This is a genomic window from Ruminococcoides bili (genome assembly GCF_040093295.1).
Taxonomy (GTDB): domain Bacteria; phylum Bacillota; class Clostridia; order Oscillospirales; family Acutalibacteraceae; genus Ruminococcoides; species Ruminococcoides intestinale_A.
The window spans coordinates 1-23,216 of the sequence record NZ_JBBNJY010000015.1 but is presented as its reverse complement, the minus strand read 5'-3'; the positions used below and the strand labels follow the sequence as shown (position 1 = coordinate 23,216).

The window sequence follows — 23,216 nt, the reverse complement described above, 5'->3', positions numbered from 1 at the left end:
CTCTTTTGTTGATGATATATTTAAATTCTGCTTGCTAAAAAATCCTCAATCTGTTTGTCCATACATTTTCTAACATCGCCTTTTTCCATATAACAGCGTGACCATTCAACAGTTTTTTCAACGGCCTCTGTTACATGCCAATGCGGTTTCCAGTCAAATACAGCCTTGAGTTTTGAGCAGTCGAGTTTTAAGAAATTCGCTTCGTGTACGGCATTTTTCTCGCTTTTGTTTATCCAATTGATTTTGCCGTCGGCGTACTTTACAAACAAGTCAACAAGCTCGCCTGTAGTAACGCAGTCACATTCGTCGGGACCTACATTGTAGTAGTCCGCAAATTTAATATCTCCGTATTGTGCTTTTGCAATCATAAGGTATGCAAACAACGGCTCAAGCACATGCTGATACGGTCTTGTTGAATGAGGATTACGAACGATTATATCTTCGCCCTTTTCAAGTGCACGAACGCAGTCCGGAATAATTCTGTCGTTTGCAAAATCGCCGCCGCCGATTACATTGCCGGCTCTTGCAGTCGAAATCGCAACTCTGCCGTCGGCAAAGAATGAGTTTTTATAGCTGTGAGTTACAAGCTCCGAACAGCTTTTGCTGTTTGAATACGGGTCAAAGCCGTCGAGCGGCTCGTTTTCACGGTAGCCCCATTGCCACTCCTTATTTTCGTAAACCTTGTCTGTTGTTACATTGAGGAATGACTTTACGCAGTCCGACTGTCTTACGCACTCAAGAATATTTACAGTGCCCATAACATTTGTTTCGTATGTATAAGCAGGCATTTTGTAGCTGTCACGCACAATCGGCTGAGCCGCAAGGTGAAGTACAATTTCGGGCTGTGCCTCGTCAAATGCCTTTTTTAGCAAATCAAAATCACGAATATCGCCGATAACGGACTTAATGTCGCCCTCGATATTTGCAATTTCAAATAAATTCGGGTTTGTAGGTGGGTTAAGAGAGTAGCCGGTAACCTGTGCGCCCGCATTTGCAAGGATTTTGCAGAGCCAACTGCCCTTAAATCCTGTGTGACCTGTTACAAATACTCTTTTACCTTTATAAAAATTAAGCATTAATCTTTCCATACCTTCCACGGCGCTTTGTTTGTGCTCCAGAGTTTTTCGAGCTTTTCTTTGTCACGAAGAGTGTCCATACACTGCCAGAAACCATTGTGTTTCCAGCACACAATCTGACCTTCTTTTGCAAGCTGTTCCATAGGCTCACGCTCAAACATAATTGTATCGTCTTTTACATAGTCGAGCACCTTTGGTTCGAGCACCATAAAGCCTGCGTTTATCCAACCTGAGTCAATGTCGCTCTTTTCACGAAATGCCTTTACCTCGTTGTCGCTTGAAAGGTCAAGCACGCCGAAACGGCTCTCGGGTTTTACCGCCGACATAGTTGCAAGTCTGCCGTTCTTCTTGTGAAATTCATAAAGAGCATTAATATCGACATCAGACACACCGTCACCGTATGTCATAAAGAAAGGCTCGCTGCCTATAAAGTCACGCACTCTCTTAAGTCGACCGCCTGTCATTGTGTTAAGTCCCGTATCAACAACCGTGACCTTCCACTGTTCGGCCCTTTTGTTATGTACGATTATTTTATCGTCCTGTGTAAAATCAAATGTTATGTCCGAAGTATGCAGAAAATAATCCGCAAACCATTCTTTAATTACATGCTGTTTGTATCCTGCGCATATAATAAATTCGTTTACTCCGTAATATGAATAAAGTTTCATAATATGCCACAAAATCGGCATACCGCCTATTTCAACCATAGGCTTTGGCTTGAACTGCGATTCTTCGGAAATTCTTGTTCCAAAGCCACCTGCAAGTAATACAGCTTTCATTGCTTTTCCTCCTTAAACCGCACCTACACGCTTAAATACAGAAATAAATGTTTTGAAAATTATTTTTAAATCAAGTAATACGGAACGGTTCTTTACATAGTAAATTTCCATAGCTCTTCTGCGTGTGTATGTAGTGGCGCTTCTGCCGTTTGCCGCCCAAAAGCCTGTAAGACCCGGCTTTACGCTGAGCAGCATATTGCGGTAGTTACCGTATATCTGAGTTTCAACATCCATTACGGGGCGAGGGCCTACAACAGAAATATCGCCCTTAAGAATGTTAATAAGCTGTGGAAGTTCGTCAAGACTTGTTTTTCTCATAAATTTTCCTACTTTTGTAACTCGAGGGTCGTTTTCAAGCTTAAAGTTTTTTTCGTATTCGGCTTTTTGCTCGGGTGTGAACTGCTTTATAAGTTCTTCCGCATTTGTTACCATACTTCTGAACTTATAGATTTTTATTGTTTTGCCGCCTTTGCCGACACGCTTGTGCGCAAAGAAAGCAGGACCTTCGCTTGTGGTTTTTATAAGTATGGAAAGAATGATAAAAACAGGTGAAAGAACAATCAAACCGATGAGTGAACATACAATATCGAAAACACGCTTTACAAAATCGTAAATCGGCTTCGGTTTAACTGAATGTGTGTTTGATGCTGCCGCTTTCGATGTGTCGGTAATATTTGCTTTTCCCATAATTGCTTCCGTTTTCTCCTCCGTAAATTTTTATCATACCCAATTAATTACCTGTGTAATTAAATAAAATTGCTCTGAAGTATAAAGCTTAGTATTTGGTTGAATTGCTGTAATATCCGCCGTATCTTGAGTAGTAACCCTTGCTTTTTCTTGTTTCCTGCGGCTTAACTCTGTTAAGAATAACTCCGAGGATTTTTGCGTCTGTACGCTCAACTGTTTCTACGGTTTTTGCAAGCTCCGGATATGTTGTTGAGTTGCTTCTTGCAACAATTACAACACCGTCCGCTGCCTTAAGAATCGGAACTGCATCGATTACGATACCTACAGGAGGTGTGTCAAAAGTTATGTAATCGAACTGCTTTTCAACGGTTTTGATAAGTTCCGACATTGCCTCGCTCGCAAGAAGTTCCGAGGGGTTTGGCGGAATTGCGCCGTAAGTGATAGCCTTAAGATTTTCAATTTTTGTATCTTTTATAATGTCTTCAAGCGCACATTCTTCGTTAAGATAGTTTGTAAGTCCCGGTGTAGGCTCAATTTTGAGAGCGGTATTTACTCTCGGACGACGTAGGTCGCATTCTATAACAAGTACCTTTGTGCCAACCTGCTGAGCAAGTGCGGAGGCTACATTTATTGAAGTTACGGTTTTGCCTTCGCTTTTTGTTGATGATGTAAAAGCTATTTTCTTACATCCTTTTTTAAATATAGAATATGCAATATTTGTTCTTGCGGCTTTATATGATTCACGAACCTGAAAGCCAAGAACATCGGTATCTATTGAACGCTCAATTGCTTTGTTTTTCTTCATCTTTTGTTACTCCTTTAAATTATTTGCCGTATCCGTAACTGTCTGCTTTGCTTGCTTTTTTCGGATTTGAAAAATATTCAAAATCAGGAATTGCGGCAAGTATAGGAAGTCCGAGAATTGTAGTCATTTCTTCGTTGTATTTGATTTTAACATCAAGGAAGTCACGAACAAACGAAATAATAAGTGAAATTATAAGACCTGCGGCAAATGCAATAAGAACATTTTTTATTACATTAGGTGATGTGGGCTCCTTCGGAACAGTTGCCTCATCAACAATTTTGAGTTTTGCATTGTCCTTAACATTTGCGATTGTATCAGGTGCGGTCTTAGCAATGGCATCGCCTATATTTTTCGCCTCATACGGACTTGAAGATGTAACAATTGCTTTGAATACCTCTGTGTTTTCAATGCTTTCAAATTTAATCATAGATTTAAGCTGAGAGGCTGTGTATTTTTCGTTGAGAGTTTTTGAAACTTCGCTGTAGAATGTATTGGAATCGAGAAGTTCGATATATGTAAGTACAAGGTTTTTAGCGTAGTTTATACTCTGATAGTCCTCTGCGGCGGTTGAGGTTTTGTAGTTTGTTTCAACATAAAGCTTAAGGTTTGATGTGTATGTTTTCGGAATAAAAAATGTTGTTATAAAAAACGATACAGTTGCGAACAAAAGAGATACAACTATGATGAAAACTATATTTTTCTTGATAATTCTTGTTATGTCCTTAAACGATATTTCCATTAAAATAATTCTCCTCCCAGCTTTTACGGCGAACGCAAATGCATTTTCGCAGTTGCAATAATCAATATAAAAGCCGATAATTCTTCAAAATATAACATTACTATTATATTTGAAAACAACTTAAAAATCAATACTGCTAAAAGCGGTAAATTTGACGATTTTATATGCGAATAAGAGGATTTTGTACAAATATAACAAAACCTTTGTTATATTTGTTAAATTGAAAAATGCAAAATTTTATTATTTGGTAATTATGTATATATTTTTGAAATAAAAAACAAATAACCGCCACACTAATAAATAAAATTATACAAAAACAAAAATGTTTATCAGCAAAATTTCTACACATACAAAATTGTATGTGTTTAACGAGTTTGCTTTTTTAGTAAAAATGATGTGAACATCATATACAAATTTATAAAAGGAATAATAAAAACACCCTTTTGATGCAATAATTCAAAAGGGTGCACAAACAGATATGCAGTTTAAAACAAAATTGTATATTATTGAAAATCGAATAATTACAGATTCTTTTCGTATATAAGTCTTAATCCCTCGAGTACAAGGTCGTCGTTTACGGTAATGTCTTTTTTGCAGAACTTTACAATGTGCGGTGCAAATCCGCCTGTTGCAACAAGAGTGCATTTCTGACCCGTTTCCGCTTCAAAGCGGTCGATTACGCCGTCAATCATTGCGGCATTGCCGTAAATTATGCCGCTGCGTATACAGTCGGCAGTATTTGTTCCGATTGCCTTTTGCGGCGCAGAAAAACTGACCGACGGCAAAAGTGCGCATTTTGCGGTAAGTGCGTCAAGTGAAATCTGCACACCCGGCAAAATAACTCCGCCGCAATAAGCCTTGTGCTCGTTCATATAAAGAATGGTTGTGGCAGTGCCCATTCCGATTACGATTACCGGGCAGGGGTACTGTTCTTTTAAAGCAACGCACATACATACAATGTCCGAGCCTACGGCGCCGGGGTTGTCAAGGCGAATGTCAAGACCTGTTTTAATGCCTGGTCCGACAACCAAACTTTCTACATTTGCCACAGTAAAAATAGCTTTTCCGAGCAGATCGGTTACTATGGGCACTACGCTTGAGATTATTGAGCCGTTAATTTCGTTTACATCAACATTGTTTATTCTGAATATAGTATAAAGGTCAACTGCGTAATCGTCGGCGGTTTTACTGCGATTAGTGGAAAATCTTAACTTCATAAGCAGTTTTTCACCTTTGTAAAGTGCAAATTTTATATTTGTATTGCCCACATCCGTGCAAAGCAACATAAATATCACCTCATTGTAATTGCTTGGAAAAAAACATCCTGCAACTCTAAATTATATCGTATTTTTCCTTTTGTTTCAACTCTATTTTTAAATCTGTTTTGCTTATGGATGTAAATATTTGCCGCATTTGCGGATTTACTCGAAAAATGAAAAATTGTATTGTTTTTAGACTAAAGATGTTGTATAATAAAATATGCTTTAATTAATATAATGATATAATGAGGAAACAGCGTTTAATTATCTGTTGCTTTTTTAAGACGGGAGAGTGTATATATGGCAGATAAATACAACTTAGACTATTTTGATGACGACAGAGTTGCGGCTCAACGCAGTCAATACAGGAGAGAATACCGTCAGCCGATGAACAGACCACCGCAAAACGGCAGAGGGCCTGTACCTAATAATCGAAATAATGTGCATCGCAAGCCGCCTAAAAGAAAAAGATTCAGCAGAAGACTTAGAAACCGCATTATTATTGTAAGTGTTGGAATACTTATATTAATACTTATAATCACAATGATTTCTTCAATGTTCAGAGCCTGTACCGGTTCGGACAAAAAAGTTGACAATAATTCCGATAAAACAATACCTCCTACACAGGCAGCAACCACTCAACCCGCAACACAAGCAGCAAACGCAGCGGCACTTAATTTTGTTACGCCTAATATTCAGGACAATAACACAACAGGATATATGGGTACAAACGCTTACATCTGGAATGGCGCCGCATATGAGCTTTTCGGCGGCGATGAATACAGAGCACAGCTTTATGCCGATTCAATCAACAGCTATCAGCAGAAGTTAAGCGGAATTAAGGTTTACAATATGGTTGTTCCCAACCATACGGAAATGGGACTTCCGCAAAGACTTAAAAACAGCTCCGCTCCGTCGGATTCACAGGCAGAGAACATCAAGCAGATTTATTCAAAGCTAAACAGCTCTGTAACACCGATAAATGCTTACAACAAAATTGCCGAGCACTGCAACGAATATGTTTATTACAATTCCGACCACCACTGGACAGGACTTGGCGCATATTACGCATATACAGCGTTTGCGGAGGCAACAAATCAGGCTGTTCTTGATTTAAGCACTTGCACGGAAAATAAAATTGAGGGCTTTACGGGTTCGTTTGCAAACACAAATGACGGACTTTCAACTGATACTGTAAGCTATTGGACATTCCCTTATAATGTTACAATGGATATTACGGATTCAAACGGCACTGTATCAAACTACGATTCGCCTTATTATCAGTATGCGGAGGCGGGTTCAAATACATACAGTTTATTTATTATGGGCGACAATCCGCTCACGGTTTTACATTCCGATTCCGAAAACGGTACGGGCAAGAAGATTGCCGTTGTCAAAGAAAGCTACGGCAACGCATTCTCACCGTATCTTACAAATAACTATTCCGAAGTTCATATTATAGATTTCAGATATTTCGGACAGAATCTTGCAGACTACTGCAAGCAGAACGGCATTACAGAGGTTCTTTACCTCAACGGCATTATGAGTGCAAATACTCAGGTACAGCTCGACAGTATGGACGGCTTACTGAATTAATTGTTGATTTTTATTTGAATTAAGAAAGGAGGCAGCGGCAATGCTTGCGGAAAATGTAAGAGTAAATGTGTTTGGCAAGGTCGGAAAAGGTTTTTTCTCCGCCTATGTTTCGGGCAATTCCTTTTCAAACAAAAGCGCTTATCTTGTTACACGCAAGGACAGAGTTGAAGAATACTTTGACGGTGTGGTTATTGCCGTTGCCAAATTTGAGGGACTCAAGGGCGATAAATTCATAGTCGCTCCGTACGGAGAGATTTATTACGAGCCGGAGCTTAAAAAAATACTTGCCCGCTTGCGTAATGTAAAAGTGGAGAGTATAAGCTGTCTTTACGAAAAATCCTGCGGTGCGGTGATTTTTTACCGCAACAAGCAGAATACAAAGGTATTGCTTGTGAAGAACAGCAACGGCAGATATTGGAGTTTTCCGAAAGGTCATATAGAAAACGACGAAAACGAGCAGGAAACCGCTTTGAGAGAAATCAAAGAGGAAACAGGGCTTGATGTTACCCTTGCAAAGGGATTTAGAGAAATCAGCGAGTATTGCCCGTTCGGCAAAATTCGCAAGCGGGTAGTGTTCTTCCTTGCACAGGCGTTTACCGACAGCGTAAAAATTCAGGAGGAAGAAATCGACAGTTACATCTGGGTTGACCTCCAGCAGGCACGAAAACTTTGCACATATGACAACGATTTAAGAATTATAGAAAAAGCCGAAACCGCAATACATTTAATGAGAAATTAATTTGAAATCCGTTTCATATATATAATCGGGTGATTATATATGAAACGGATTATTTTATTGCTTATTTCTGCTTTTGTGCTTGCCTGTTCGGTTATGACGATTGTCGGCGGAAAGGAAACCGATAATTTTATAAAGTATGCGGAATTTAATGTTACGGCAGACGCTCTGCAAAAAGCCGTCAGTTACGATGTTTCTTCACAGTCGGAAGATACCAAACTGAATTATATAGAAATTTTATCGTACCTCGGCGCAAAATACGGCGGAGATTTTGCAAAATACAAGCAAAGCGATATGGATAACCTCTGCGAAAAGCTGAAAGACGGCAAAACAATAGCCGAGCTTACCAAGGATATGAAATACTATACATATTATTATAATGTGTACACGGCAGTGCTGAACGGTATGGTTGGAAATTTTGAGGAAGAACAGTCTGACGGCAGTATAAAGCAGGACTACGGAGTGCGGTGGTTTTCGCCGATTGCAAAGACTTTTCCGTATTCGCATTACGATGACTTCGGTGCAAAGCGGACATTCGGCTACACAAGACCGCATCTGGGGCACGACCTGATGTCGGCAGTCGGTACTCCTGTTATAGCCGTTGAATCGGGCAAGGTCGAGTGCCTCGGCTGGAACAGATACGGCGGTTGGCGAATCGGCATACGCTCGCTTGACAATAAAAGGTATTGGTATTATGCGCATTTGCGGCAAAACCGCCCGTATGCCGAGAACCTCAAGGAGGGCGATAAGGTTACGGCAGGCGATGTTATAGGCTATGTGGGCAGAACAGGATACAGTGATACCGAAAACATAAACGGAATTACCGAAAGCCATCTTCATATAGGGCTTGAGCTTGTTTTTGACGAAAGCCAAAAGGAAAGCGACAACGAAATATGGGTGGATATGTACGCACTCATAAGTACCCTTGAACAGCATAAAAGCTCAACCGTCAGAAACAGTGAAACAAAAGAGTTTAAAAGAGAGTTTTCTTTTAAAGAAATTAGTTGATAATGCCAAAAATTCCGAAAAGCAATTATATTTGCGCTGTTTTCATTGACTGTATTCTCAAAATAATGTAAAATAAACTGTAATCGCCCTCACCAAAAGCGGTGAGGGTATTTTATGGTGTGCAAATCCCGACAATTATTATATTGCGTTCAGAGCAATGAATTGTCAGGTTAAAAAGGATATATAACGCTTGATTTTGCACTTATTTTATAGAATATTTGGGGGTATACAGATTGGTTTTTTCAAGCCTTGTATTTATGTTTGCGTACCTGCCGCTTACTCTGCTTATATATTATATAGTGCCGAGAAAGGGCAGAAACATCTTTCTATTCTTTATAAACCTTTTGTTTTACGGCTGGGGCGAGCCAAAGCTCATTGTGCTTATGCTCATAAACATTGCCGTAAACTACATAGGCGGTTACCTTGTCGATAAATTTAAAGATGATCAAAAAAAGCGTAAACTTGTGCTTATACTCACCTGTGTTATCGACATCGGCACACTCGCTGTGTTTAAATATACGGGAATGATTGTAGAAACCGTAAATATGCTGCCGTTCTTAAATCTGCCTACTCCGCAGATTTCTTTGCCGATCGGTATCAGCTTCTATACATTCCAGACAATGAGTTATGTAATTGATGTTTACAGAGGCGATGCGCCCGTATCCAAAAATCCGATTAACTTCGGTACATATGTAGCGCTTTTTCCGCAGTTGATTGCAGGCCCTATCGTTCGTTACCGTGATGTTGCCGAACAGCTCACAAACAGAAAAGAAACCTTGGACGAGTTTACAAAGGGTGTAAATCTGTTTATAATCGGTCTTGGCAAGAAAGTTTTGATTGCAAATCAGATGGGTAATCTTAGCACGGCAATGTTTGCCACAACCGATGAAAACGGCGTTGTCGGCACTTGGGTAGGAATTATAGCCTACAGCTTTCAGCTTTATTTTGACTTTTCGGGCTATTCCGATATGGCTTGCGGTCTTGGCAATATGCTCGGCTTTGAGTTTCTTAAGAACTTTAACTACCCGTACATTTCTAAATCCGTTACGGAATTTTGGAGAAGATGGCATATTTCACTTTCAACATGGTTTAAGGAATATGTTTATATTCCGCTCGGCGGCAACAGAAAAGGTGCGAAAAGACAGATACTTAACCTTATTATCGTATGGGGACTTACGGGTATTTGGCACGGTGCGTCATGGAACTTTGTGTTGTGGGGACTTTACTACGGCGTTTTGCTTATTTTTGAAAAGTTTGTTTTCAAAAAGGTTCTCGACAAACTGCCGTCGGCAATTCAGCATATATACACAATGTTTATTGTAGTTATCGGCTGGGGACTTTTCTACTTTACAGATATGAGCAAGCTCGGTACATTCCTCGGAGATTTGTTTAACTTCGGCAACGGTATCTGCGGCGAGCAGGCTTTAAATCTTATACTTTCGTACCTGCCGCTTATCATTGCAGCGGCTGTTGCAAGCACACCGCTTGCGGCAAAGCTTTATGCAAAGGTACAGAATACAAAGTATATCGGTTTTGCGCAGACTGCGTTTGTGGCAGCAGTGCTTGTACTTTGCACAGCCTCACTTGTAAATCAGAGCTATAACCCATTCCTATATTTCAGATTTTAACGGTAGGAAAGGAGAGTCTTTATGAAATATGCAGCGAAACATTCAGCAAAACATATGGAATCCTCAAAGCCTGTCTGCCGACATTTGCCGAGCTTTGTGTTTATACTTTTTATATTCGGCTTTGCAATTTGGTTTTTGATAAATCCAAAAGCGGATTACAGCTCAAGCGAAAAGAGATATTTGCAGAAATTTCCGACAGTGTCGGTAAATTCTGTGCTTGACGGCAAATTCGGCACTGATTTTGAAAAATACTTTGCCGACCATTTTCCGTTGCGTACGCAGTGGGTAGGCGCAAACGCTTACTTTAATCTCTCTGTCGGCAACAACGGCGCAGATGGTGTTTACAATTGCAAGAACGGCTACCTTATAAATAAGCCGATACTTGATACCGACACACTTGAGAGCAATGTGCAGACAATCGCAGATTTTGCGAAATCAGTCGATGTTCCCGTAACGGTAACACTTGTGCCGTCAACAGGCTACATCGCAAATGATGTTCTTCCTGCGGTTCACGATACATATACAGATGACGAAAAAATCGAGAACGCACAGAAAGTGCTTATCGAAAGCGGTGCGGATTTTGTGGATTTGCGTTCCGCATTCAAAAATGCCTATGCAAACGGCACGCAGCTTTACTACGAAACCGACCATCATTGGACAACGGCAGGTGCATATACGGGTTATACGGAAATATGCAAGTCGCTCGGAATAACCCCTGCCGACAAGAGCCTGTTTACGGTCGAAAAGTACAACGATTTCTACGGCACAACCTACTCAACAAGCGGTTTTTGGCTCACACAGCCGGATACCATTGAAATTTGGAACAATAAAAATAACACCGAAAAGAATATCAGCGTAGAGATTATTGAGGGCGACGAAAAACAGGATTACCACTCAATGTATTTCTACAATCATCTTGAAGAGGACGATAAATACCCTGTATTCATAGACGGAAACCATGCAATGACAAGAATTAAGAATACAAATGCCGCAGGAGGAAAAATTCTCCTTGTAAAGGACAGCTTTTCGCACTGCCTTGCGCCGTTCCTTGCAGAAAATTACAGTGAGGTAATACTCGTCGATATGCGTTATTACAAAAACAGCATTTCAGAACTTGCACAGCAGGAAAAACCCGATAATATCCTGGTGCTCTACGGCATAGATAACCTTGCAACCGATACCGACATTGCGTGGCTGTCGTAAAATGATTAATAGCGATAAAATTGACACTCGGCTTTTTAGTCGGGTGTTTATTTTTTGCGTGGATAAATTTTAATATTTTCAGTATAAATTTGTTGTTTTATGAAATATTTATGCTATAATGATTTCAGTGAAATATAAGAACTAAAGGCGGTGAGGGTAATTAACAGCATAGGAAGAAATATATTTAAAGCTATTCATGAGGGCAAGTGGCTTTATATAGAGTATAAAAACAAAAGTGATACAATAAGTAACGAGATTTTGCTAAGCTATCATTATCGCTGTAATAAAGCTATAATAGATTTCAGCAATAAAAAATATTATAATAATAAACTGAAAATTAAAACAGTATCTCAAAGCACACAGCCCCTGACATTTGTTGATATTCAACCAGAAAATCCAGCGAACCCAGAAAATCCTGATTCGGGAAAAGATAATAATACAGGTAACAATTCTGGTTCGGAAACAAATGAAAATGGAGGAGAAAAGATAGAATCTGTTTCAACAGGAGACGAATCTGCAGTTGGATTTTGGAGCCTAATGGCTGTAATCATGGTAAGTATAGTGATGTGTATGGCATTTACAAAAATAAGACGTAAAAAGCAGAGAAATTAAGGAGCCACATAAGTGTTCAGAAAAAAGTATAAAGTAGTATTAAAAGTAGTAGTATTAGCAATTGTTCTTGGAGTTCTATTAAATGCTTGTAGTAAAAGACAAACAGTAACCGAGGAATATAATACAATAAGTGATTTGGCGTATTCTGAAAAATGTAAAATTGAACCAATCATATATATTGAAGAAAAAACAGGATTTGTTCCATATATTGTATTAACTAATGATTATAATGGTAAAACACTTTTGTTAAGAAAAGAAATTCTTCCAGAGAATAGAAGAGTTAGTGATTATTCGGCTTACTATGAAGAAAGCGAAATTGATAATTACTTAATGGGAGAGTTTTTTGATAATTTACCTATTCAAACTCGTTGCTTAATTCAAGATTCGGAAATAGAGATTTTAGATGAACGATGCTTGAATCAAATAGATGATAGCGTGATAACTATTGTAAGAAAAGTGTTTTTGTTGTCTTTTACTGAACTTGGATATAAAAAAAATGGGCATGTCGGAGTTGAAAGGGTGCCATTGTTGTATTTTAAAGATAATAAGAATCGTTTTGCTACTACGAATAATGGAAAGTTTACTGTAAGTTGGTGGTTAAGAAGTGCGGATTCTACATATGATTCTTGTGTATATGCAGTAGGACCGGAAGGTGAAATTGGAAGCACGAATGCATGCGATATGAATGGTATCAGGCCAGCATTTTGTGTTGACGGTAAGCAAGAAATATATAAAGAAGAGGGCAGATATATTTTAAAATAACATAACTTATTTATATTAAAGTGATTATGTTATTTTGAAAGAATTATTGAAATTCATTTACCTGTGCTTATCTAAACGTTAATTGGCTACATTTTATTACTTAGTTTGATAAGTCATAATTTATAAATATTACCAATAATTAGGATGCAACAAAAAATCCGACAATAGTTTTTACTACTGTCGGATTTTTGATTGTTAAACTTATTCTTCTGTAATATCTTCGGATTTTTTCGGGATAAAGTTATTTAGGAAACTTGCTTTTTTGCCTCTGTTTTTAAGGTAGATAAATCCCAAACCGTTAAACACAACTGCGCCGACAAAGTTTACCATCAAATCTTTCATTGTATCAATAAGACCGATGTCGAGGTAGCCGTTGATGCCGAGGTCTTTGCCGCTTACGGTTGTAGATGTTATTCCGCTTATATGGGTAACGGCATTTGTATCGTTGCCCGAAAGCAGGGTAGAGTTGATTGTTGTGACGATTGTGTCTTTCTGCATATCTTTGCCGAGAAAAGTGTCAACGCCAAACTCGAAAAATTCCCAAACTGTACCTGCCGTCATTGAAAAGCAGAACGAGAACAGGCATACAAAGATAGGGGAAAGGTTAAATTTAACCTTTTTACTGCGGTTCAAAATATCGGTAAGTCCGAATCCCACGCCTGCGCAGATAAAACCGTTCAGCGTATGAAGAATTGTGTCGAGAAAAGGTATTTTTTCATAGAATGAACCGATTTCACCGAGAATATTTGCCGAGAATACAAACAGTATCATAAAGGTTTCAAGCACGCTCGGCAATTCTATGTGAAGACTGCGGTCAATGAACGACGGAATCAACATAAGTATAAATGTAAGTCCGCAAGTCATTGCGCTTTCGTACTTGCCACGGATGATGTTGAGAACAAATATAAATATAATTACAAGCCTTAGTATAAAGTAAAGTGCGGTAAGCTCCTTGTTTTGCTTAACACTGATAAGCAAAGTGTGCGGCTTTTTTGCCTTTTGTGCCTTGTTTTTATTTTTTTTCACTCGTTTCACCTCTTAAAATTTTGTCATACATTATTATATGTAAGTGTTGATGTTTATTTTCTAAAAAGATTCTGTTTTAAATTTTGGGTATTATTCAGCAAACTGTTTTGCCAAGCAATTATAAAGGTTTGACCTAAATTTTTAAATCATTTCGCTTAACTCGTGCGCTAAATCAAATTTACTCCGACTTTTGATAAAGAACCTAAAAATAAGTCAGTCCGATTTATTTATTCTCGGACTGCTTTTTGTTAAGATTTTTGCTCTGCGTCCTGTTTTTCGGCAAGCTCTTTATTAAGCTCCTCTTTTGCTACAGCAAGCATAAGCTTGATTCTGTTTTCCTGGTTTACCTTTGGCGCACCCGGGTCGTAGTCTATTGTAACAATGTTTGCTTTCGGGTTTACTTCCTTGATTCTGCGGATAGCGCCCTTGCCGTTGATGTGGTTCGGCAGACAGCCGAAGGGCTGTGTGCAAACAATGTTTTCGTAGCCTGTTTCGGCAAGCTCAAGCATTTCTGCGGTAAGTAACCAACCCTCGCCCATTTTGCTGCCGTATCCGATAATGCCCTTTACAAGCTGTTTTGTATGAGCGTATTCGTGCGGCGGAACGAAGTTATATTTCTTTGCCGATTCAATCATAAGTGCTTCGAGTTTTGTGAGGTAGTCAAGCAGCATTTTACAAAATGTGGATTTAATCTTTGCACCGCCGTAAAGTTTGGCGTCCTCAATTCGGTTGTCAACCTTAAATGAAGCAAAGCCCATAAGACCCGGCACACAAACCTCGCAGTCCTGTGAAGCCAAAAAATCCTCAAGTCCGTTATTCGCCATTTTGGAATATTTTACATAAATTTCGCCTACGATGCCGACTTTAACCTTTGGCACTTTATTAAGCTTAATTTCCGAAAAAGATTTTGTGATTTTATCAAGATTTTCGTCAATTTCTTCAAGCGTATAGCCGTTGCCCTCGATAAGCATTTTAGAAATCTTATCGCTCCAATCGGCAACAAGCGCCATACTTTCGCCTTTATTTACCTCATAAGGCTTTGTCTGGTTAGAAAGGAGCATAAGCTGATCGCCGTAAACAAGACCGCCGACAAATCTTCTGATAAGCGGAAGTGTGAGCGAAAAACCGCTGTTCTTTTCCATACCGAAAGAAAGCGAGATTACGGGTACAAATTCAAAACCTGCTTTTTTAAGCGCTTTTCTTAACAGGAAGATATAGTTTGAGGCACGACAGCCGCCGCCTGTTTGGGTAATCATAAGCGCTGTTTTATGCACATCGTATTTGCCGCTCTGTAAAGCGTGTATAAACTGTCCGATTACAAGGAGCGCAGGGTAGCAGGTGTCGTTATGAACATATTTAAGACCTGTCTGTGCAATTTCAGGGCCGCAAGTGTCGAGAAGTTCCGACTTGTAGCCGTAGTAGTTAAAAACATTCTGAAGTATATTGAAATGAATAGGTGCCATATTCGGCATAAGGATTGTGTATTCCTTTTTCATTTCTTTTGTAAAAAGCAAACGACCTGTTTTGCTGTCATATTTAAGTTCAGCCATTTAAAGCACAACCTTTCAAACGGTGGTTAATCGTTGTCAATAGCAGCAAGCAAGCTGCGGATACGAATTTTAACTGCACCAAGATTTGTGATTTCGTCAATTTTAATCTGTGTGTAAATTTTGCCCTCTTTTTCAAGAATTTCTCTTACCTCGTCGGTAGTAATGGCATCTACGCCGCAGCCAAAGGAAACAAGCTGTATAAGCTCCATATCCTTTCTTGTTGTAACATACTTAGCGGCAGCGTACAGTCTTGAATGATATGTCCACTGGTTAAGTACATTGGTGTGGAATTTCTCAACCCTCGGAGATACAACATCTTCGCTGACGATTGCTACATTAAAACTCGAAATAAGTTTATCAATGCCGTGGTTGATTTCGGGGTCTACATGGTAAGGTCTGCCGGCAAGCACCATTATCTTTTTGCCCTCTTTTTCGGCTTTTTCAATAATCTCGTTGCCCTTTGCGATTACCTTTTTTCTGTACTTATCCTGTTCGTCATAAGCAAGTTTTGCGGCCTTTCTTACCTCGTTAAGTGTAAGATCGGGGAAATATTTTGAAAGTGCCTCATATGCCTTTTGTGGGAAATGCTTTGGCATATGTACGCCGAAGTATTCCTTTATAAAGCAGATTTTCTGCACATCTTTCATATTGTTGTTGATAACTTCCGGATAATATGCAACAACAGGACAGTTGTAGTGGTTATCGCCGAGGTGTTCGTCAAAGTTGTATGACATACAAGGGTAGAAAATAGTTTCTGCTCCCTCGTCAATCAAAGTCTGAATGTGTCCGTGCACAAGTTTTGCAGGGAAACAAATTGTATCACTCGGAATTGTCTGCTGTCCGCGCTGATATATCTTTCTTGTCGAGAACGGTGAGTGGAATACTTCAAACTTAAGTTCTGTAAAGAATCTGTACCAGAACGGGTACATTTCAAACATATTGAGCGCCATAGGCATACCGAGCTTGCCACGAAGTCCCTCAACAGGCTTGTATTCCTCAAGCATTTTCAGCTTGACAGCGTACATATTAAGCTCGTTTGACTGCGATTTCTTTGTAATCGGACGCTCACAACGGTTGCCTGCAATAAATCTTCTGCCGCCGCCAAAGCTGTTGATTGTAAGTCGGCAGTTGTTGCTGCACATACCGCAGTTTGTTACCTTTATATCGTGAACAAAGTTTTTGAGAGTCTCTTTATTTGCAAGTTTACTCTTGCCGTTGCCTTTTGATTTATTTTTTGAATATAGCGCCGCACCGTATGCGCCCATAAGCCCCGCAATGTTAGGTCGAACAACCTCAACGCCCATTTCCTGCTCAAATGCACGGAGTACGGCGTCGTTAAGGAATGTGCCGCCCTGTACAACAACTCTTTTGCCGAGTTCGTCAGGACTTGACGCTCTGATAACTTTGTAGAGTGCATTCTTTACAACGCTTAAGGAAAGACCTGCGGAAATATCCTCGATTGTTGCGCCGTCCTTTTGAGCCTGTTTAACACTTGAGTTCATAAATACCGTACATCTCGAACCGAGGTCAACAGGGCGCTTTGCAAAAAGTCCGAGCTTTGCAAAGTCGGCAATTTCGTAACCGAGAGCGTTTGCGAATGTCTGCAAGAAACTGCCGCATCCGGAAGAACAAGCCTCGTTAAGGAATATGTTGTCGATTGCGCCGTTGTGAATTTTAAAGCATTTGATGTCCTGACCGCCGATGTCGATGATAAATTCAACATCGGGCATAAAATATTTTGCGGCAGTGAAATGCGCAATTGTTTCTACTATGCCGTAGTCAACATCAAAAGCGTTCTTTATAATCTCTTCGCCGTAACCTGTAACGGCAGAAGAAACTATGTTGATTTCGGGGTTGATTGCATAGACTTCCTCAAGAAAGCCTTTGATAATCTCTACGGGATTTCCTTTTGACGGAAGATATTTTGAATAAAGAAGTTCGCCGTCGTCGTTGAGAACAACGCCCTTAACGGTGGTAGAGCCTGCGTCCATACCCACATAAGCCTTGCCTTTGTAGCCTTTAAGTTCCTTTTGCAGAACGGTTGCTTTTGCGTGACGGTCAGAGAATTTTTTGTAATCTTCTTCGTCTTTGAAAAGCGGAGGGTTAAAGGCAAAGTTGCCGCTTCCACGGTAATTTTTTACTTCTTCGATTACCTTGTCAAAGTCAATTGTTTTTTCGGCGCAAAGTGCCGCACCGCAGGCAACAAAGTAAAGTGAATTTTCAGGGCATATACCCTTTGTGTTTAAAGTTCTGTCAAAGCAGTTTCTAAGCTCGCTCATAAAGGTGAGAGGACCGCCGAGGTACACAACCTGCCCCTCAATTTCTCGTCCCTGTGCAAGACCTGCGACAGTCTGGCTTACAACGGCGTTGAAGATACTTTCGGCTATATCGCTCTTTCTTGCGCCTTGGTTTAAAAGAGGCTGAATATCCGTCTTTGCAAATACGCCGCAGCGTGATGCGATAGTGTATGTTTTTTCGTACTGCTTTGCAAGTTCGTCAAGATCTTCAAGCGGAACATTGAGCAGTGTTGCCATCTGGTCGATGAATGCACCCGTACCGCCGGCACAGGTACCGTTCATACGCACTTCAAGACCGTTTGTGAGGAACAGAATTTTTGCGTCCTCACCGCCGAGTTCAATGACAACATCTGTGCCCGGAATAAATGTATTTGTAGCAACTCTTGTTGCGTAAACCTCCTGCACAAAGTCAATGTTGCTTGACTCCGCAACGCCCATACCGGCAGAACCGGAAAGCGCAACGGCTGCGTTTTCAACACCCTTTACCTTACTGCGTACAGTTGCGAGAATTTCTGCAATTTTCTCGGTTATCTGAGAATAATGTCGTTCGTAGGTGCTGTATATAATTTTATTTTCTTCGTCCAAAACAACGCATTTTATTGTAGTTGAGCCAATGTCAAGTCCTAATTTCAACATACTGCCTCCGTGCCTTATAAAGTTATATAAAGTCATATTATGTCAATTGATTATCCAAACTATTATACGCTTTTTTTATTTAATTTTAATTCTTTAATCGCAATATAATTTCTTTAATAAAAATGACTATTATTTACAAAAATATCAGCCGTTAAGTTGTATGTTTTCTTGCCAAAATAATACAATTTTCGCATAATGTATGTATAACAATTTTTTGCGTATAAAAATTATTGACGAATTTTACGGTTTTATGGCAATTAACAAACTTTTGTTTTGTCTAAAAATCACCTGAATCGGCGAAAAACTCGGTTTTATGCGGAAATTTAAAATATTTGGTAAAGTTTTAGAAAAATCGGGTGAAAACATATGAGTTATTGTTGAAAACCTCTTTACAAATTAACATTTAAGTGTTAAAATTTATTATGATACAGTATGTATCTTTAAAAATTGTATTAAATGCGGCAAACGGTGTTGTCGCTGACATACTTTAAGGAGGACAATTCCAATGGCAAGAAAAATGAAAACTATGGACGGTAACAGCGCTGTTGCTCATGTTTCTTATGCGTTTACAGATGTTGCTGCTATCTATCCTATCACACCTTCTTCCGTAATGGCTGACCTTACCGACAAGTTCTCGGCAATGGGCACTAAAAACCTTTTCGGCAGAGAAGTACAGGTTACGGAAATGCAGTCGGAAGGCGGTGCTTCCGGTGCGGTTCACGGTTCGCTTGCAGCCGGTGCTTTAACCACAACTTACACAGCTTCACAGGGCTTGCTTCTTATGATTCCGAATATGTACAAGATGGCAGGCGAGCTTTTACCGGGCGTAATTCATGTATCTGCCCGTGCTCTTACAAGCCACGCTCTTTCAATTTTCGGTGACCATTCAGATATTTATGCTTGCCGTCAGACAGGCTATGCAATGCTCTGTTCAAACAACCCACAGGAATGTATGGACCTTGCTGCCGTTGCACATCTTTCGGCTATCAAGGGCAGAGTTCCTTTCCTCCACTTCTTTGACGGTTTCAGAACCTCTCACGAGATTCAGAAGATTGAAGAGTGGGATTATGCGGATCTCGCAGATATGCTTGATTGGGACGCAGTAGAAGCGTTCCGCAGAAGAGCACTTAACCCTGAGCACCCTGTAACAAGAGGTACAGCTCAGAACGACGACATCTTCTTCCAGGCAAGAGAGGCCTGCAACAAGTACTACGATGCAGTACCCGAAGTTGTTGTTGAATATATGAACAAAGTAAACGAGAAGATCGGCACAAACTACAAGCCATTTAACTACTATGGCGCAGAGGACGCAGAGCACATTATCGTTGCTATGGGTTCTGTATGTGATTGTGCAGAAGAGGTTGTAGACTTCCTCAACGCAGCAGGCGAAAAGGTTGGCCTTTTAAAGGTTCACCTTTACAGACCGTTCGTTGCAGATTACCTTTTAAGCGAGCTTCCTAAGACAGTTAAGACTATCTCTGTTCTCGACAGAACAAAAGAGCCCGGTTCAATCGGTGAGCCTCTTTATCTTGATGTTCTTGCTGCTATCAACGGTTCTGACTTTGCCGGCGTAAAGGTTTACACAGGCAGATACGGTCTTGGTTCTAAGGATACAACTCCTGCCGACATCATTGCCGTTTACAGAAACGCAGAGAGCGACGCTCCTAAGAGAAGATTTACAATCGGCATCGTTGATGATGTTACAAATCTTTCACTCCCGATTGTTGAAAACCCTGACACAACTCCAAAGGGTACACATTCATGTAAATTCTGGGGTCTTGGTGCTGACGGTACTGTTGGTGCAAACAAGAACTCAATTAAGATTATCGGCGATAACACCGATATGTACGCTCAGGGCTACTTTGCTTATGACTCAAAGAAGTCGGGCGGTCTTACAGTTTCTCACCTCCGTTTCGGTAATCAGCCTATCAAATCAACTTATTACATTTCTAAGGCTGACTTCGTTGCTTGTCATAACCCATCATATGTTGACAAGTATGACATCGTAGACGACCTCAAGGAAGGCGGTTCATTCCTCCTCAACTGTCCTTGGGATGTTGACGAGCTTTCAGAAAGACTCCCAGGCAAGATGAAGAGAATTCTTGCTACAAGAAATATCAATTTCTACACAATCGACGGTATCAAGATCGGTAAAGAAATCGGACTTGGCGGCAGAATCAACACTGTTCTTCAGTCAGCATTCTTTAAGATTGCTGACATTATCCCGGCTGAAAAGGCTAAGGAGCTTATGAAGGCAGCCGCTAAGAAGTCATATATGAAGAAAGGTCAGGCTATCGTAGATATGAACTACGCTGCCATTGACCGTGGTATGGAAGACCTCAAGAAGGTTGAAATCCCTGCCGATTGGGCAAACGCTACAGACGATAAGGCTGCCGATGTTGTCCCGGGCGAGGGCGCACTCGTTGAGTATGTAAACGGTATCCTCAAGCCTGTAAATGAGTACAAGGGCAACAAGCTCCCTGTATCTGCATTTATGGATCATGTTGACGGTACTGCTCCTAACGGTTCAGCCGCTTATGAAAAGCGTGGTATCGCAGTTGATGTTCCTGAGTGGAATTCAGACAACTGTATTCAGTGTAACAAGTGTGCTATCGTATGTCCTCACGCTGTAATCCGTCCTGTTGCTATGACAGAGGACGAGCTTGCAGCCGCTCCGCAGGGCACAAAGAGCATTCCAATGATCGGTCTTAAGGAACTTAAGTTTGTTATGACTGTATCTACACTTGACTGTACAGGCTGCGGCGCTTGCGCTAATGTATGTCCGGGCAAGAAGGGCGAAAAGGCTCTTACAATGAAGTCAATCGACAGCCAGCGTGCAGAGCAAGCTGTATTTGATTATGCGGTAACTCTTGACGAAAAGCCTGAAGTAGCCGCTAAGTTTAAGTTCTCTACAGTTAAGGGCAGCCAGTTTAAGCAGCCGCTCCTTGAGTTCTCAGGCGCTTGCGCAGGTTGTGGTGAAACACCTTATGCTAAGCTCGTTACACAGCTCTTCGGTGACAGAATGTTCATTGCCAATGCAACAGGCTGTTCATCAATTTGGGGTGCATCTGCTCCGGCAACACCTTACACAAAGAACAAGAAAGGCTTTGGCCCTGCTTGGCAGAACTCACTCTTTGAGGATAACGCCGAGTTTGGTCTTGGTATGGCTCTCGGTCAGAAAGCTATCCGTAACAGACTTGTAGAGTATGTTCAGAATATTCAGAAAGACACAGACAGCGACGAGTTAAAGACAGCTTGTCAGAACTACCTTGACACAGTTTGCGATTCAACCGCAAGCCGTCCTGCAACAGACGCTCTTATTGCAGAGCTTGAAAAGAATGTTGATGACGCTAAGGTTGGCGAGCTTGCCAAGAAGACACTTATCGACAAAGACGAACTTGCTAAGAAGTCAATGTGGATCTTCGGCGGTGACGGTTGGGCTTACGATATCGGTTTCGGCGGTCTTGACCATGTTATCGCATCAGGCGAAAATGTAAATATCCTCGTATTCGATACAGAGGTTTACTCAAATACAGGCGGACAGGCTTCTAAGGCTACTCCTGTAGGTTCTGTTGCACAGTTTGCCGCTGCAGGTAAGTCTGTTAAGAAGAAAGACCTTGCCGCTATCGCTATGAGCTACGGCTATGTATATGTAGCACAGTGTGCAATGGGTGCTGACAATAATCAGGTTCTCAAGGCTATGGTAGAGGCAGAAAGCTACAACGGCCCGTCACTTGTTATCTGCTACGCTCCATGTATCAACCACGGTATTAAGGGCGGTATGAGCATTGCTCAGCAGGAAGAGAAGAAGGCTGTTGAGGCAGGTTATTGGAATATCTTCCGTTATGACCCACGCCGTGCCGATGAGGGCAAGAATCCGTTTATGCTCGATTGCAAGGCTCCAAGCGCTTCTTATCGTGACTTTATTATGGGTGAGGTTCGTTATAATTCACTTACCCGTTCATTCCCTGAAAGAGCAGAACAGCTCTTTGCTAAGGCTGAAAAGGTTGCAGAAGAGAAGTACGCTCACCTTGAAAAACTTGCAAGTCTTCCTGATGCAGAGTAATTTTATAAAGTAATAAATAAAATTTAATAAATTTGCGTTGCTCCCTGCTTTAAAAGTAGGGGGCAACCGCACTGATTTTATTTTTAAGAATAAAAATTATTTATCGGCTAACAATAAAAACAGCGTAAAGATATGTATTAAAACGACAGCAACCGTTGCTTTCTGTGTTTTTCTTCACGAAAAAAGCAGTAAAATACAGATGCTTTTAAGTTTTTTGAAAAAAATTAAAAAAATTCAAAAAACTTTTAAAAAACCCTTGACAAATCTGGACTGTTATATTATAATCTATCTTGCTGATTTGATGTTGGCGAACAGATGGCGGAATAGCTCAGCTGGCTAGAGCACTCGGTTCATACCCGAGGTGTCGTAGGTTCAAGTCCTATTTCCGCTACCATACGGCCCGGTGGTCAAGCGGTTAAGACACCGCCCTTTCACGGCGGTAACACGAGTTCGATTCTCGTCCGGGTCACCAAACAATTAGCCGGTGTGGTGGAATAGGCAGACACAAGGGACTTAAAATCCCTCGGTCATTGCGACCGTACCGGTTCAAGTCCGGTCACCGGCACCATGAAAAGGTCTATTGTCGTAAGACAATAGACCTTTTCGCTTTTATAAAAATTAAGTTAAGATACGGCTTGTTAAAGTGGCTTTATTTGTTCTGTCTTAAATGTTGAGATAACATTAATAAATTAAGGCTTAGCAAATTTATTTGCCAATCAATTATAAAAGTTTGGTCAACCTTTTTAAATCG

General features: G+C 40.5%; 17 protein-coding genes and 3 tRNA genes. 11 read left to right on the top strand and 9 right to left on the bottom strand.

Annotated elements, in window-relative coordinates:
* Positions 1-20: 20 nt before the first annotated feature.
* The 6 genes from rfbG to AAAY30_RS06410 form a co-directional block, all read right to left on the bottom strand.
* Complete coding sequence (gene rfbG, locus AAAY30_RS06435) at positions 21-1,088, bottom strand: CDP-glucose 4,6-dehydratase (protein WP_302196798.1); 1,068 nt, start codon at positions 1,086-1,088, stop codon at positions 21-23.
* Positions 1,076-1,855 carry a glucose-1-phosphate cytidylyltransferase gene (rfbF, locus tag AAAY30_RS06430; RefSeq protein WP_302196799.1) on the bottom strand — a complete coding sequence of 260 codons (780 nt, stop codon included), beginning with the start codon at positions 1,853-1,855 and terminating at the stop codon, positions 1,076-1,078. The genes rfbG and rfbF overlap by 13 nt, the downstream gene beginning before the upstream one ends.
* Before the next feature lie 12 nt (positions 1,856-1,867).
* Entirely contained in the window at positions 1,868-2,542 is a 675-nt protein-coding gene (locus AAAY30_RS06425) for a sugar transferase (RefSeq protein ID WP_302191038.1), read from the bottom strand.
* Positions 2,543-2,630: 88 nt separating this feature from the next.
* On the bottom strand, positions 2,631-3,347 hold the full coding sequence (locus AAAY30_RS06420; protein ID WP_499215750.1) for a CpsD/CapB family tyrosine-protein kinase: 717 nt from the start codon (positions 3,345-3,347) through the stop codon (positions 2,631-2,633).
* 19 nt (positions 3,348-3,366) lie between these two features.
* The gene (locus AAAY30_RS06415) at positions 3,367-4,086 is read right to left on the bottom strand and encodes a YveK family protein (protein WP_295025803.1); all 720 of its coding nucleotides are present in this window, start codon (positions 4,084-4,086) and stop codon (positions 3,367-3,369) included.
* 521 nt (positions 4,087-4,607) lie between these two features.
* On the bottom strand, positions 4,608-5,372 hold the full coding sequence (locus tag AAAY30_RS06410) for a type III pantothenate kinase (RefSeq protein ID WP_249377050.1): 765 nt from the start codon (positions 5,370-5,372) through the stop codon (positions 4,608-4,610).
* A gap of 273 nt (positions 5,373-5,645) precedes the next feature.
* On the opposite strand from AAAY30_RS06410, the gene AAAY30_RS06405 reads away from it, so the two are divergent.
* The 7 genes from AAAY30_RS06405 to AAAY30_RS06375 all read left to right on the top strand — a co-directional run bounded on the left by AAAY30_RS06405 (position 5,646) and on the right by AAAY30_RS06375 (position 12,890).
* On the top strand, positions 5,646-6,941 hold the full coding sequence (locus AAAY30_RS06405; protein ID WP_449074309.1) for a DHHW family protein: 1,296 nt from the start codon (positions 5,646-5,648) through the stop codon (positions 6,939-6,941).
* Positions 6,942-6,981: 40 nt separating this feature from the next.
* Positions 6,982-7,680 (top strand): bis(5'-nucleosyl)-tetraphosphatase, encoded by a 699-nt coding sequence (locus AAAY30_RS06400; RefSeq protein WP_022234695.1) that lies wholly within the window; start codon positions 6,982-6,984, stop codon positions 7,678-7,680.
* 39 nt (positions 7,681-7,719) lie between these two features.
* A complete protein-coding gene (locus AAAY30_RS06395; protein ID WP_449074308.1) occupies positions 7,720-8,685 on the top strand; it encodes a M23 family metallopeptidase in 966 nt (321 codons plus the stop codon).
* 233 nt (positions 8,686-8,918) lie between these two features.
* On the top strand, positions 8,919-10,313 hold the full coding sequence (locus AAAY30_RS06390; RefSeq protein WP_301965421.1) for an MBOAT family O-acyltransferase: 1,395 nt from the start codon (positions 8,919-8,921) through the stop codon (positions 10,311-10,313).
* A 21-nt stretch (positions 10,314-10,334) separates the two neighbouring features.
* The gene (locus AAAY30_RS06385) at positions 10,335-11,516 is read left to right on the top strand and encodes a DHHW family protein (RefSeq protein WP_499215751.1); all 1,182 of its coding nucleotides are present in this window, start codon (positions 10,335-10,337) and stop codon (positions 11,514-11,516) included.
* A gap of 150 nt (positions 11,517-11,666) precedes the next feature.
* Positions 11,667-12,128 carry a hypothetical protein gene (locus AAAY30_RS06380; RefSeq protein WP_337781789.1) on the top strand — a complete coding sequence of 154 codons (462 nt, stop codon included), beginning with the start codon at positions 11,667-11,669 and terminating at the stop codon, positions 12,126-12,128.
* Between the two features lie 12 nt (positions 12,129-12,140).
* A complete protein-coding gene (locus tag AAAY30_RS06375) occupies positions 12,141-12,890 on the top strand; it encodes a DUF6273 domain-containing protein (protein ID WP_499215752.1) in 750 nt (249 codons plus the stop codon).
* 201 nt (positions 12,891-13,091) lie between these two features.
* Here the strand turns inward: AAAY30_RS06375 and AAAY30_RS06370 are convergent, their stop codons facing one another.
* The 3 genes from AAAY30_RS06370 to AAAY30_RS06360 all read right to left on the bottom strand — a co-directional run bounded on the left by AAAY30_RS06370 (position 13,092) and on the right by AAAY30_RS06360 (position 18,399).
* Entirely contained in the window at positions 13,092-13,916 is an 825-nt protein-coding gene (locus AAAY30_RS06370; protein ID WP_337781790.1) for a DUF2238 domain-containing protein, read from the bottom strand.
* Between the two features lie 248 nt (positions 13,917-14,164).
* A complete protein-coding gene (locus AAAY30_RS06365) occupies positions 14,165-15,466 on the bottom strand; it encodes a 2-hydroxyacyl-CoA dehydratase (protein WP_186935550.1) in 1,302 nt (433 codons plus the stop codon).
* Positions 15,467-15,492: 26 nt separating this feature from the next.
* On the bottom strand, positions 15,493-18,399 hold the full coding sequence (locus tag AAAY30_RS06360) for an acyl-CoA dehydratase activase (RefSeq protein ID WP_279310052.1): 2,907 nt from the start codon (positions 18,397-18,399) through the stop codon (positions 15,493-15,495).
* A gap of 505 nt (positions 18,400-18,904) precedes the next feature.
* Between AAAY30_RS06360 and nifJ the strand changes: the two genes are divergently transcribed.
* From nifJ to AAAY30_RS06340, 4 genes are all read left to right on the top strand, one after another.
* Positions 18,905-22,465, top strand: a complete 3,561-nt coding sequence (nifJ, locus tag AAAY30_RS06355; RefSeq protein ID WP_499215753.1) for a pyruvate:ferredoxin (flavodoxin) oxidoreductase — start codon at positions 18,905-18,907, stop codon at positions 22,463-22,465.
* A gap of 317 nt (positions 22,466-22,782) precedes the next feature.
* Positions 22,783-22,859: transfer RNA gene (locus AAAY30_RS06350), tRNA-Met, on the top strand.
* Between the two features lie 3 nt (positions 22,860-22,862).
* Positions 22,863-22,937 (top strand) — tRNA-Glu (locus AAAY30_RS06345).
* A gap of 8 nt (positions 22,938-22,945) precedes the next feature.
* A tRNA-Leu gene (locus AAAY30_RS06340) sits at positions 22,946-23,033 on the top strand.
* Positions 23,034-23,216: the final 183 nt, after the last annotated feature.